This window comes from Veillonella magna (assembly GCF_959600285.1).
GTDB lineage: Bacteria > Bacillota > Negativicutes > Veillonellales > Veillonellaceae > Veillonella_A > Veillonella_A magna.
On the sequence record NZ_CAUGKU010000019.1, the window covers coordinates 1 to 13,019 of the forward strand.

The 13,019-nt window shown below is 42.4% G+C and carries 17 protein-coding genes and 1 riboswitch; all 17 genes read right to left on the minus strand.

Annotated elements, in window-relative coordinates:
• Positions 1-81: 81 nt before the first annotated feature.
• The 17 genes from Q5873_RS09040 to Q5873_RS09120 all read right to left on the minus strand — a co-directional run bounded on the left by Q5873_RS09040 (position 82) and on the right by Q5873_RS09120 (position 12,882).
• Entirely contained in the window at positions 82-735 is a 654-nt protein-coding gene (locus Q5873_RS09040) for a methionine ABC transporter permease (protein WP_028255384.1), read from the minus strand.
• Positions 716-1,762 carry a methionine ABC transporter ATP-binding protein gene (locus Q5873_RS09045; protein WP_028255385.1) on the minus strand — a complete coding sequence of 349 codons (1,047 nt, stop codon included), beginning with the start codon at positions 1,760-1,762 and terminating at the stop codon, positions 716-718. Before Q5873_RS09045 ends, Q5873_RS09040 begins: the two co-directional genes overlap by 20 nt.
• 62 nt (positions 1,763-1,824) lie before the next feature.
• Positions 1,825-1,929, minus strand: a riboswitch (SAM riboswitch).
• Between the two features lie 329 nt (positions 1,930-2,258).
• Positions 2,259-2,756, minus strand: a complete 498-nt coding sequence (locus Q5873_RS09050) for a hypothetical protein (RefSeq protein ID WP_288189946.1) — start codon at positions 2,754-2,756, stop codon at positions 2,259-2,261.
• Positions 2,757-2,758: 2 nt separating this feature from the next.
• Positions 2,759-3,613 (minus strand): D-amino-acid transaminase, encoded by an 855-nt coding sequence (dat, locus tag Q5873_RS09055; RefSeq protein ID WP_028255387.1) that lies wholly within the window; start codon positions 3,611-3,613, stop codon positions 2,759-2,761.
• 187 nt (positions 3,614-3,800) lie between these two features.
• Positions 3,801-4,904 (minus strand): acyltransferase, encoded by a 1,104-nt coding sequence (locus Q5873_RS09060; RefSeq protein ID WP_303060493.1) that lies wholly within the window; start codon positions 4,902-4,904, stop codon positions 3,801-3,803.
• Between the two features lie 11 nt (positions 4,905-4,915).
• Positions 4,916-6,634 (minus strand): DUF4127 family protein, encoded by a 1,719-nt coding sequence (locus Q5873_RS09065; RefSeq protein ID WP_303060520.1) that lies wholly within the window; start codon positions 6,632-6,634, stop codon positions 4,916-4,918.
• Between the two features lie 242 nt (positions 6,635-6,876).
• Positions 6,877-7,503, minus strand: a complete 627-nt coding sequence (locus tag Q5873_RS09070; RefSeq protein ID WP_205088237.1) for a trimeric intracellular cation channel family protein — start codon at positions 7,501-7,503, stop codon at positions 6,877-6,879.
• Positions 7,504-7,832: 329 nt separating this feature from the next.
• The gene (locus Q5873_RS09075; protein ID WP_303060494.1) at positions 7,833-8,402 is read right to left on the minus strand and encodes a hypothetical protein; all 570 of its coding nucleotides are present in this window, start codon (positions 8,400-8,402) and stop codon (positions 7,833-7,835) included.
• Between the two features lie 40 nt (positions 8,403-8,442).
• Positions 8,443-9,282 carry a hypothetical protein gene (locus Q5873_RS09080; protein WP_303060495.1) on the minus strand — a complete coding sequence of 280 codons (840 nt, stop codon included), beginning with the start codon at positions 9,280-9,282 and terminating at the stop codon, positions 8,443-8,445.
• Entirely contained in the window at positions 9,282-9,782 is a 501-nt protein-coding gene (locus tag Q5873_RS09085) for a hypothetical protein (protein ID WP_303060496.1), read from the minus strand. Before Q5873_RS09085 ends, Q5873_RS09080 begins: the two co-directional genes overlap by 1 nt.
• A gap of 374 nt (positions 9,783-10,156) precedes the next feature.
• On the minus strand, positions 10,157-10,306 hold the full coding sequence (locus Q5873_RS09090) for a hypothetical protein (RefSeq protein WP_303060497.1): 150 nt from the start codon (positions 10,304-10,306) through the stop codon (positions 10,157-10,159).
• A gap of 32 nt (positions 10,307-10,338) precedes the next feature.
• Positions 10,339-10,620 carry a hypothetical protein gene (locus tag Q5873_RS09095; RefSeq protein WP_303060498.1) on the minus strand — a complete coding sequence of 94 codons (282 nt, stop codon included), beginning with the start codon at positions 10,618-10,620 and terminating at the stop codon, positions 10,339-10,341.
• 117 nt (positions 10,621-10,737) lie between these two features.
• Positions 10,738-11,511 carry an ATP-binding protein gene (locus tag Q5873_RS09100; RefSeq protein WP_303060499.1) on the minus strand — a complete coding sequence of 258 codons (774 nt, stop codon included), beginning with the start codon at positions 11,509-11,511 and terminating at the stop codon, positions 10,738-10,740.
• Positions 11,512-11,523: 12 nt separating this feature from the next.
• Positions 11,524-12,315, minus strand: a complete 792-nt coding sequence (locus Q5873_RS09105; protein ID WP_303060500.1) for a hypothetical protein — start codon at positions 12,313-12,315, stop codon at positions 11,524-11,526.
• Complete coding sequence (locus Q5873_RS09110; protein WP_303060501.1) at positions 12,312-12,470, minus strand: hypothetical protein; 159 nt, start codon at positions 12,468-12,470, stop codon at positions 12,312-12,314. Before Q5873_RS09110 ends, Q5873_RS09105 begins: the two co-directional genes overlap by 4 nt.
• Positions 12,467-12,646, minus strand: a complete 180-nt coding sequence (locus tag Q5873_RS09115; protein WP_303060502.1) for a hypothetical protein — start codon at positions 12,644-12,646, stop codon at positions 12,467-12,469. Before Q5873_RS09115 ends, Q5873_RS09110 begins: the two co-directional genes overlap by 4 nt.
• A gap of 5 nt (positions 12,647-12,651) precedes the next feature.
• A complete protein-coding gene (locus Q5873_RS09120; RefSeq protein WP_289088957.1) occupies positions 12,652-12,882 on the minus strand; it encodes a hypothetical protein in 231 nt (76 codons plus the stop codon).
• Positions 12,883-13,019: the final 137 nt, after the last annotated feature.

Below are 13,019 nucleotides of genomic sequence, written 5' to 3' on the forward strand. Positions count from 1 at the left end.
TTTACTTTTTCTCTTTACTTTTTCTCTTTACTTTTTCTCTTTACTTTTTCTCTTTACTTTTTCTCTTTTTCTTTTCTCGTATTAACGCTTATTCACCTTACGGGATAAGAAATCACCGATGGATTGAATGAGCTGTACCAAAACAATGAGGATAATAATGGTCGCCAACATAACATCCCCTTGGAATCGCTGATAGCCGTAGCGAATAGCGATATCCCCGAGGCCACCGCCGCCGATAGCACCGGCCATAGCGGAGTAGCTGATTAAGTTAACGATGAGCACCGTTACATTATCGATAATTGTCGGCAATGCTTCCGGCAACAATACTTTGCGGATAATCTGGAACGGCGAAGCCCCCATAGCTTGTGCTGCTTCAATAACACCGCTGTTGATTTCACGAATCGAGGTTTCCACCAACCGCGCCAAGAAAGGAATGGCGGCAATCGTCAACGGCACACAAGCTGCAGTCGTACCGATAGAGGTACCCGCAATAAGACGGGTTAAAGGAATGATGGCTACCATCAAAATAATAAACGGAATGGAGCGCAATGCATTTACTACCGCCCCTAAGGTCGAGTTAACAGCCTTATTGGATAAAATATGACCTTTCCCGGTAATAACCAAAACAACACCTAACGGTATGCCCACAATCATTGCCACGATAGTAGAAATCGCCGTCATCTGCAGCGTCTCGCCCAAGCCTTGAATCAAAAGATTAATGATTTGCTGCGACATAGCCAATCACCTCACTTTTAATAGGAAGCCCTTCCAAGTACGCCACTGCTTGTTCTGCACTTTCACGGGACCCGTTCAACACAATAATCAAATGACCAAAGCTGGTATCCTGAATGTAATCGACACCGCCGAAAAGAATACTTACATCAAGGCCGAAACGACGAATCATACCGGCCACAATCGGTTCATCCGTCACGTCACCGGTAAAGTTCAAACGGATAAGCGGGCACAAGCCGTCATGCCACTCCTTTTGCACATTTAGATGACGCCATGCTTCTTCCGGTAATTTGTGACTAATAATAGAGCCTACAAATTCACGGGTTGTTTTTTCTTTCGGTGCGGTAAAGACATCCAATACCGGACCTTCTTCAATAATAATACCCCCTTCGATAACAGCTACACGATCGCAGATTTCTTTGATAACCTGCATTTCATGTGTAATGAGAACGATGGTAAGCTTTAGCTTTTCATTAATATCCTTCAACAATTCCAGGATGGATTTTGTCGTCTGCGGGTCCAATGCCGAGGTAGCTTCATCGCAAAGCAATACCTTCGGATTGCTGGCCAAAGCGCGTGCAATACCAACACGTTGCTTCTGACCACCGGATAGTTGCGACGGATAATTATCCAATCGATCACTCAATTTTACGATATCAAGAATAGGCAAAATGCGTTGACGAATTTCATCCTTGCTCATGCCCTGCAATTCCAAAGGAAATGCTACGTTTTCGTATACCGTCCGGGAGGACAACAAATTAAAATGTTGAAAAATCATCCCAATATTTTTACGCTGTTCGCGTAGTGCATTGCCGTCCAACTTTGTCATTTCTACACCGTCCACCAAGACAGAGCCTGATGTAGGGCGTTCCAGCATATTGATGCAACGGATCAACGTGGATTTACCGGCACCGGATTGACCGATAACACCAAAGATTTCGCCTTCCTTAATGGATAAGCTAATATCCTTGAGTGCTGTTACCTTATTAGGTCCGTCGTAGACTTTACTGATATGAGTCAGTTCAATCATGTGAACACTCTCCTTTTACGCAATAAAAAAACTCTTCACACACAAATGAAGAGCTACCGTAATCTTCATCTGCCAAAGCATTTGCTTTGTTGGAATTGGCACCGTTTCCTTACGGATGGTTGCCGCGACTTCATAGGGCCAGTCCCTCAGTCAACTCTTGATGAACCATATATAATTTTGCTGTGATAAAAGCATATCATTCTTAAAGTATACTGTCAATAGTCATCCGTTTTATTTGTCTGTTGTTTTTTGCATATGTTTATTCCTTCTTTGCAACTATGAATATACATATATCCATCCGGCCAAAAAGAACACTCTTGATAGCCGCCTTTACAAAATCTCCCACAAAGAGATAAACTGCCCTCAACCGTTAGACGTAACGTCTAATAATTGAGGGCAGTTCAGGATGCATATCGTTTGCATAGTAACATCAATAGCATTAACATCAATGGTAATTGATTGAATCACCATCGTTACCAGCCATGAGCCGCAAGGATTAACCGACACGCCGATCGATAAGAGCAGCAAAGAGTACTGCCAAAACCCCGGTTACCAGCTGTGGCCATCCCATGGAAAAAAGAATTGCCGTACGTATTGGTCCACCGATGTGTATCCCCATAAACAGGATAGTAAAGCCTCCGTACAATACCGCTGCCTTACCCAACGCACAGATCATAGCTGCCAAGATGCTATTACGACCTTTCATAACATAGGCCAACAGCACAAAGACGCTACTACCTAATCCCACAATAGGAATAAATGGCATGAAAGGCAACATTCCCTGCATAAAAGCTACCACCGGTGTCACCCATGCGATGATTAACCCCGAGGTGGTGCCGTATCGCCAAGTCGCCATAACCATAGCTAGGCCTACGATTGTACCGATGAGAAACATGCTCACTGTATTGGGAATCGGTACAAAAAGACGCAACGCTTGCGCCAACAGGGCTACGGCCAGCAAGACTGCCGTCCCTGTAATTGTTCTAACGCTCATGCTTATGCCATACCTTCATGCAACAATTTTTCATACCCATCACGAAGGCGCATAGTCACAGGGCCCGGTTCACCATTTCCTACCGGCTTGCGATCAAGCTTAGTAATCGGGATAACCCCGCCGATAGTATCCGTAAAGAATAATTCGTCCGCATTTTCAATAAACTCGCGACTGCATGCCTTTTCAATAACCGTAACGCCTAATGACGGAGCTACTTTAGTAACAATCATCTGGCGGGTAATCCCTTTCAGAATTAAATTATTCGCCGGATGCGTATACAAAATGCCGTCCTTCACAGCAAACACATTTGATGTGGCCCCTTCGGTGCATACATCATCGCGGAATAAAATAGCGGAGTACGCAAATTTCTTTTCTGCTTTCGTCTGCGCCAAAATATTCGGAATCAAATTCAATGTCTTGATATCCACATGAAGCCAACGTTCATCCGGTAAGCTGATTGCTTTTACGCCGGCTGCCAGCTTACTCAAATCTTCTTCAATGGGGCGAATATACATAAGCATGGTCGGCTCCAGCTTGGAGCGATCATACGCATGATGACGCGGCGACACGCCACGAGTAATCTGTAAATAAATGTAGCCATCGGTAATACCGCTTTGCTCAATCATAATTTCATGGAGCTCCTGTAAATCATCCGGCGGCATTTTTACAGGAATATCCATTTCACGCATGGAACGATACAATCGATCCTGATGATAGGAAAAGGCAAAGCAACGACCGTTATATACACGGGTCACTTCATATACACCGTCACCAAAACAATATCCGCGATCATCAATGCTTACACATTTTTCACCGGGTTCCACAAATTCGCCGTTAAAATAGGTTAATTCTTTCATCCGACATACACCTCTCTTAACCAGTTCCATTTCCTGATGAATGGCCTTCAAAACATGTGTTATATCCCGCAAGGTCATTCTTCTATAAATGATTCTTTCATTCAGATTTCTTTCATTATATCACACACCGGTCATCAATCGACACGTAAATTTTCATCGCTATATTCCGCCTCATCCTGTTTCATCATCAATGGCCCAGTAAAATTCGATGCAGCCATTTCGGTGTTGCCGTTAGCGCCAAAGCTCCTAAATATGACATACACACCGCACATACATAGAGGGCAATAACTGCCGGTACCGTATAAGCAAAGTTCATCTTCGTCATCCACGCGGTAACTATAATAAGCATAAAGGGATGAATTAAATAAATGCCATAAGAATGCTCTCCCAACTGCTCCCATACGGCCCTAGCCGTATCCGAAATCGGCGACGCCTGAAAATAAAAGAGGAAGAAAAGCGTTCCTGCTCCGGTATACACCATGCCCATCGGACTCAGCTGATGAATGGTATAAATAGCTTCCAATAAGGTATAGTGCCACTCATTCATAACGTAGTAATACCCGCCCAGCATAGCCATGATCGACAAGGCGAACACCGTGGTCAACACAACGCGCCATCGCCAAAACAACGCGGGAATCACTTCATACTTTTCAGCCAATACCGCTCCCAACAAGAAAATCCACACATAATGAGCCACCCAGTAATTAAGGCGCATAGAGTATGCATACTGTAATGCCGGATTTTCAAAGACAATGTGTCCGCCAAAATAGGCAAAGTAAAAGTTAAACGCCGTTTGCCCAATAAAAATCACTGACAGCCATAGCACTGGATGGGGCAAAATGGCGCGCACTATAACGCGCCACACAGGCATGAGCAAATAAAACCACAGCAAGATAACCATAAAATATAAATGGTAATAACCATTGCCGAAAAACAAAGTAGGCAGTAGATAACGCGGTAGCAAACCGTCCCAGCTATGCATGGTAAGGCCACTGTAAATACTATACAGCAACGACCAAGCTAAATACGGCCACAGCACGACCTGTATACGGCGACGCAAAAAGGCACCGTACGAGAAGGGGGCATCTACCGGAGTGTGGTAGAACAAGCCAAATGCCGACAAGAAGAAAAATGCCGGCACCGAAAAGCGTGACAAAATTTCCAGCACACTGATGAGTTGCGGATTGGCCGCCGGATTTAAAAGAGCAATCGACCCGACATGGATTGCTATGACGCCAAGCATACACAGCCCGCGCATGTAGGTGATTTCCGGCAAAAAGGGGCGCTTCATACAACTCCTCCTTACTGCTCTTTCGTTACAGGTACGGCTTGGGATACACCGGCTGCTTCACCGTTTTGTGCCGCTTTAGCCGCCGCTTCTGCTTTGGCTTTCGCTTCTTGTTCCGCTTTTTCGCGGGCGATGCGTTCACGTTCAGCAGCTTCCCGCGCCAAGCGAATTTCTTTCTGCAACGGCACTACCGGTTCATCATACACACTGATATCCGTTTCGAACAAGCGTCCCCACGGGAAGCGAGCCGATACACGACGCGGATCGACACCTAAATACTTATCGGCAAAATCCTGTATACGTTCTACTAAGTATTCCTGTAATTTTTCGTTAAGCGTACCGGTATAACGTACATTATCCGTGCGAATCGAGTCTTGCATACGGTAAATATCTTTGCGAATGTTTGCCTGATATGCCCAGTTATCCAAATATTGCTGTGTCAGCATATCCTGATGTGCCTGCGACGACATAGCCTTACCTAATACGCCCTGTGCAATCGCATAACCTACGGTGTTGCTCGCCGTATTCCAACCATTATAGGCATCCAGTTTGTAGAGCAAGCCCCGTTTGTACAAACCATATACCAGCGTATTGTCCGAACCGTTGGAGTACGCTATGTCAGCCAGACTGACCGGCACACCTTCATTGATTGCTGTTTCTACCTGATCCAGGAATGCATTGGTGCTCTTAGAAATCATCGGGAAATTTTCAAAGGCTTCCGATTCTCCCGTCACCTTGCCCAGCGGCGTATTAACTGCCAACAAAATATCCGGTCGACCATTGACGGTCATCGTACCGCCTACCGCTTCAATATGTTCGGCAATCGTCTTGGCAATCGTTTGATCTTCGTAATGTGGCAAGGTTTCACCGCCACCGCCTAAGGGATAGATAACCTCAAAGGATGGTGAGGTCCCTTGTTTATCTACATACGCTCTGGCCATAAGAAGTAATCCCAGCTGATCTGCTCCGGGGAAACTACCATACTGTTGTTTGGATAATCCCTTGCTGTACTGCTGTAAATAACGACTTTCCATGGCCGACTGCGACAACGAGCTGGTGTCGTCATGCCCCAGCGCAAAATATTTGAACACACCGCTGCGCGTAGCATCGATAAGTGCACGATTGACGGCCATATTCTTTTGACGGCGGTTAAACCAGTCTTGTAAAAACTCTACCGGCACCGTCGCCTGTAAACTGAATAAATCCTTTTGTTCGTCTTCGCTCAGACCTTCAGAGTCTAATTTATCCTGTAGCGCAGCAATTCTAAAAATCGTCGGCCCATAGGAATCATAATAAGACGGTTCTACACCACCGCCACTGGCACGAGGCGAACGCATGACCGTACCAAAAGCATAAATAGGTACGCGCGGATATTTTTTGTGCAACAATTCAATAGATTTGGTGCGATTCAATAACGTCGGCAATGCGAGATCATGTTTACGGGAATCAACAAGACCACCGTAAATTAAAGTATCTGTACTGAGCACCATAATATCGGCACGTGCTGCATTTTCATCGACCCAAGACCAAATCTGATCGGCTTCCCCATGATAATTACTACCGGAGATTAAATGCTCCGGCGGAGTAATCACCGTATATCCGGCACCGCGTGCCGTGTCTACCGTATAGGACAGACTTACCGGTCGATTATCCTGCGGCACATACAATATTGTTTCTGCCTGCGCCGTCGAGCTTCCCCACAAGACGGCCGTTGCCAGCACACCGGCCAGCATGGAAAGATATCTTCCCACGTATCTCAACTCCTTTATCACCTATATCGTGTTGGTTATTAGTATTTTATTATTATACCATTTTCACAACAGTTGAGAAAATCCAAATCTATATACCTCGACAGCTAATGCCCATAAAGGCGGTGTACGCAATGTGTTTTCTTTGCCTATACCGATTGATGCAACAGATACAATCTACACTAAGGGTAGACCTCTAATAAACACGGGGCATGAAGGGTAGGCATCTAATAAACACGGGGCAAACTCCATTCATAACGAATGGCTGCCGTGCGAATAAGAAAAACGGTTATGAAGGAACCGTATGAAGCATATAGCCATGCACCGTCATAACCAAATACGTAATAAACAGCACTACCGATAATAGCCGGCAACGCATACACTTCTTCCCGAAGCACCGATGGCACACGTTGAGCCAATACATCACGAATCATACCGCCACCGACGGCTGTTAAAATTCCCAGTATCATACAGAAAATAGGATATTGAGGATATGCATATACACCCACACTGGTACCCGTCACCGTAAATGATGCCAGCCCAATCGTATCCGCCGTTAAATATATACGACGTACCCAACGCGTTGACATATGATGATCCTGTTTCGAACGATACACCATGAATACCGCTATTGTCACCGCCAACGTGAGCAGTACGTAAAATCCCGTCTGCAATGAATTTGGCGGGAAGTGTCCTACTAATATATCACGCACAATACCGCCACCGATAGCCGTGGCCAAAGCCAGCACCAACATACCAAAAATATCCATGCGTCGTGACACCCCGACTAATGCACCGGAAATAGCAAAGGCAATAGTGCCTACAATTTCAAACGAAGTCCATAAGAATTCCATAGTTACCTCATCAGTATATCCAGATAATTACTTCTCAAAACGGTTCGTACGTTCATATTATAATAACATATGATTCGCTGTGTATATGCTCTCCACCTACTCGATAACATATTGTACGATTTACTATAGCATATCCGTATCAGGTAGACAACAAAAAAGCGCTTCGCCTGCATCATAACCTAATTTGTTATAATACAAACGAAGCGCTATAGCTCCCGTGAAAATGGCGGAGAAGGAGGGATAAGCACATAAAATCCAGTAAACATCTATATCCTTAGCCCCTAATAAATTCTAGGGAGCACAAAAGGGAGCAATAACATATAATCACCTCATCCGGTCGGCATATAGTCGGCCGGTTCTTTTTGTATCGGAAATACTCGGTTGTGTCTCTTCATAGCAGCCGTTAATGCCCGAATAGCCTTTTTATCATCGCCCCTATGCCGAACAATATAAAAGTAGTTGTCTGTTAAAAAATCATATTGCCCCGGAGTGAGCCCATGGCACAGCAAAGCATACAACAAGTCTATACCTTCCTGTATTTCCTTGTATATTTCAAGTAACCGTTCTTTTTTCCGTTCTAGTCCAACCAATACATCAGATATATCACCTCTACTTTTACTACCTCGTTCCCCTAAACCGCTCAGAGAACTGCCACGTACTCCATAAAATGCCTGTATCTCACCTTCTAGCTTTCGGGCTTCTTTCCCTATTTTTTTATATCTTATCAAACAAGCCTTTATTTCCAATTCTTCGGCTGACAATCCTACGGGGGTGTGCCACACCTTATTACATCCACTACATGATATTCTGTCCTTTTGCTCTTTTTGCCTTTTCTGTTCTTTCTGCTTCTTACGTTGCTTTAATATATACTTTTCTTCCTTGTACGCCCGATAGTTCACATTACCACCTCAACAAAAAGGGGGCTTTCTGCCCCCTCAGCTATACGATAGCTTGATAATAGATTGCCTTAGCTTTATTTTTTAACACGAATGCATCATAACAAATACGACCTTCTACCAGGTTACCATTAATCCCCGGCGGATTATCATGAATCTTATAATCTTCTAGCTTGATAGGTGCCACTGTAGCCATTGGATGAATAAGCAAAAAGCCGAATTTTTCCGGCAAACGAATAGTTGGTACTTTAATTACCATTGCCCCATCCAACAAACCAATTACGCCCCGCAATCGTAAATCATTGCCAACATCACTTTGTAAGACGATTTCATCATTCTTTTTCATCATGGCATACACTGCCGGAGTAACTAACAACACTCTTCCCACTTCATGCACCATGGCATCATCTAACGTTTGGCTCGCTTTCAATACTTCATCATATATATTACTTGCCGTAAGATCTACTGCTTCCGGCTTCGTACCTGCTCCACTGCATATTTTTTGATATACATACATATCAATTTCAGGTATAACTACCTCTCTTTGTTGTCTCGCCAACGCCGTGGCGGCTTCTAACGCTAGTTTGGTTTCATCCATATCAAGGCTATCAATAACAAATGTAAACGACCGATCACGACTTAATGCCATTTCTTCGGTTGTTGCGTCTAAGTCACTCACTGCCCCGTATCGGCTCCAGTTCTTACTTGTCGCCCCATTACGCCCATAATCATTCATGGGGCTAGTAGTCACTTTATATATGCGCACCGAATGCGCCCCTATCCAGTCAAAGTCCCGATTAGTCAATAAAGAGGTTTTACTTTCTGCCGTAAACTGTTCATCTACATATCCTTTATAATCAGTAGCTAAATTAATTGTTGCCATTATTTTTCACCCTCACGCACGAATATTTTACGTACAGGATCCACTGATTGGGTATTACCTAATGGTCTACCGCTTACACCGCTGCCCGGTTTTTGCGTATCACGGACTAACCAAGCCCGCCCCATTACATCGTCCAGCAATTCATCAAGCGTTACTTGCTTATCCCCTCGTGTGATAACTAGTTCGCCCTTATCATCAACAGACATACAATTATGTAATAGTTCTGCCATAAAAGGGGCATCCATACAACGCCTTTTTTCTAAGCCTTGCAATAAATCCGCTTTTCCTTTTGCTAAAGTGTGTTTTTTTCGCTGTTCCAATCTGTCAGCGTTTGCCGTTTCTAAATCTGCCCGTAAGCGTGTGACCTCTTCTTGCAAAGCTACTAAATTATCGGCATCTTTATTATATCTTGCCCGCTCCCGTTCTAGTCGTTCCTGTACAATTCCATTTACTTCTTCCTGTGTAAACATCTTCTTATCATTTTTATTTTCTTCTTTCATTTTTTACCTCTTTTCCCTGTTAGTTCAGTATGTACCAAAAAAAAAGCGCAGGAAAGACATTATCACATGTCTTTCCCACGCTTATATTGCTTACCAGTATATCACTAGCGGTACTAAATTAATTATATCATAAAAAATATTTGCATACTATTATTTACAGTATGAATTATTCCAAATAGTCTTTTTTATCTATAAGAAAATCACATAGATTTTACATTACTTCCGATAATATATCATTATTGGAGGTAATTATTTCTTTTATCCAAGCAAAAAACCTTGTATATATGCTTTATTTCTACTTATGCATTCACATCATGGCTTATATACAAGGTTTATACATCAACATTTCATATTTATCCTATTTTTTTATTGTTTTATGCAGTTTTTGGCGTCCGATAGTAAATATTATAAGTCCCATTTTCATCTAGCTTTACTTTAACATTTCCCACCGGATAATTGGCTTTTATATAATTTACCCAACGCGTCACTTGCTCTATGTTATCCGCCCTAACATGTACTTTCATACAGTAATCTCCTTACCCTCAAAAAAAGCTTATCATTTCCTAACATCTTTTCTTGTCGCATTGCGTTTTCTCTCTTCCCTTATCCCTAAAATTCTCCCGATTGCCAATGTTTTCCATATCACCATTGGCATACTTTCGTTACTCCGTATATTTCGCACAATATATTCAACAATTTCTACTCCATCTTCTTCGCTACCGGTAAAATCAGCCAAACAGGAGAACCTGCTTAATTTATATATTTTTTCACAATCCAACATCTTAATCATCCCTTCTATTTTCAGTCTTTCGGCGTTCATTCGGCGTTTATAGTTCATTTCTTTGTAATTTCACCTCTAAAGTGTTTCAAATATTTATCAGGTATAATCTATCCAACGTATAGCGTGAAACATATTACAGGCGATTTTTACCCACTTTTTTTACTGTTTTATCATCTAACGTACATCGGCAATAACCGTATCAGACAAAAACAGCCCTAAAAAATCGTTATCGTATTTTTTCAGCAAATCTTCTTTATCGCTCGAAGTAATTACTACCGTAGATAACCTATCGTCTTTCCGTTCAGCTAACAAATCGAATAGATCCGCCCTGTTACGCTTATTGCTGTCCTCGGTACCTAGGTATGCCAAAATTAGTAATGTAGCTTTTTTGGCTCGGCTTATGATCGTCTTAGCCTGCTCCGTGCTGTCATACCTCTCACGCCTTAATAGTTGATGGGGAGTTGTCCACACAGCCCCACGCCCCAGCTTGTTACATTCATTGGCCAATGCCGCCGCTAATTCGTAGCCTACGCCGTATACTGCCGAGATAATCATAAGGTTAGCCCCCTTGCTTATATTGGACAGTAAATTATTTGCATACCTTCCAAAATTTGCAAACCCTTCTTTTTGCTTTAAAGATATACCTTCATTTTGCATAGATTGCCATGTCTTTTTTCGAACAGCTTCCAGCGTGCAAGCTTCGTATTTCCTCGGTATACCGGCAAGCCTTTTTTCTCCCTTGCCGGCTCTTTCAAATGTATTTCCGTTACTATCACATCCGGCAATTACTCTAGTCCATGCGTTTGTTTCAAATCCTAGGCCCTTCTTCACTTCGTCAATACTACTTTTCAATCCCTCTTCAATTATGGCTAAGCGGTTTATATCCCGGGTATTGTACCAAAGTCCCTGTTCCGCAATTAGTCCCCCTGTATCTTGCTTCAGCTTCACAATATCACCACCTTAAAACGGCATTTCCTCATAACTGTTGATCATCACCTTTTTTTCCGGTTCTGTTTCCTTTGATTTGCTTACTTCGTCAGAATATCCTGTATTAGAATAGCTGTTGCGGTTCCAATTTCGTATAGCTGCTTGCCAGTTCTTCATAGGCTTATTTCTGCCGACTGTCCACCCGTTAGATTCGTAGTAGTCAAAAAAACGTTCTGCATCAACTTGATAATTATTTTCTTGAATAAAGTTCTTTATCTCTTCCAAGGTTGGAATTTTAAATCGGTTAGTTTTTTTAGTTGGTTCAACATCACTATTAAATATATTATGTATATCTCTTTCTCTTACTCTGTATAAGTTATCACTGTGATACTTACTGTGATACTTACTCTGATACCTACTTTCGCTTTTGTTACTTACTTCGTTACCTACTTCGTTACCTACTTCGTTACTTACTTTGTTACCTACTTCGCTTTTGTTACTTACTTCGTTACCTACTTCGTTACTTACTTTGTTACTTACATTCCAAGGCGTTAGAATTCTATATACAGGTGCCTTTTTATTGCCTTCACCTTTTTTATATTCAATCAATCCATGATCCACTAGCTTTTTTCGGGCTCTAAAAACTCCCATTTTAGATAACCCACTTTTTAATTCCAAATTTACAGAAGGCACAGAAAGTACTATCGGTCTTCCTGCGTTATTCCATATACGAGCTAAGCCAAACCACAAAGCAATTTCGCTAGCTCCTAGCCTTCGGGTAGTTTGCCATCTGTCAAACTCTTGCAACAATTCTAAATACGTCAAAACCACCACCCACTTTCTAAAAAAATAGGTGTATTATTTGCTCCAAATGATGTATTATTAAAGCATAAGCCAAAATATCTGTTGTGAAAATTAAGGCTTGTACTTTGTACCGTTGGTGTTCCCGCACCGGCGGTACTTTTTTTATTCTCCTTCATTGAAACAACCGCCCTTCTTCATGTAAATTTTTCACTTCCTGCATAGCACCTTGAATATTTTTTTGTGCTAGTAACATACTCATCCGCAATGCGCTATATTCTTCCATGCCTCGCACTTCGTCTAATTCATTTAAGCAACTATCCACTAATAACTTAATAGCCTCTATTTTCTTCATCTTGGTTACTCCTTAACATACGCTAGATCCAAAGAGTTGATATACTCGTCAAAGTCTACCAATGATACCAGTACCAACCTAGGGCTAATCCTTTTAAATGAATTAGCATATTTACGTGTAGCCGCCATCTTCTTAGTCAACCTCCATACAGTTGTACGAGAAATGCCGTACATCTTAACCAGCTTACACGGTTGTACATACTGCACCGCATCCGTTTTTTGCTTAATATTCACCATAATAAAAACTCCTTTCTAAAATCGCCTATAAAGTGTTTCAAATTTAATTCAGATAGAAAAAACTTTTACCGCTTATTATTTTGCGTTTCTACGTCACCACAGAGGACTGTCCGAGGTGATTGCATGATAATAAAATA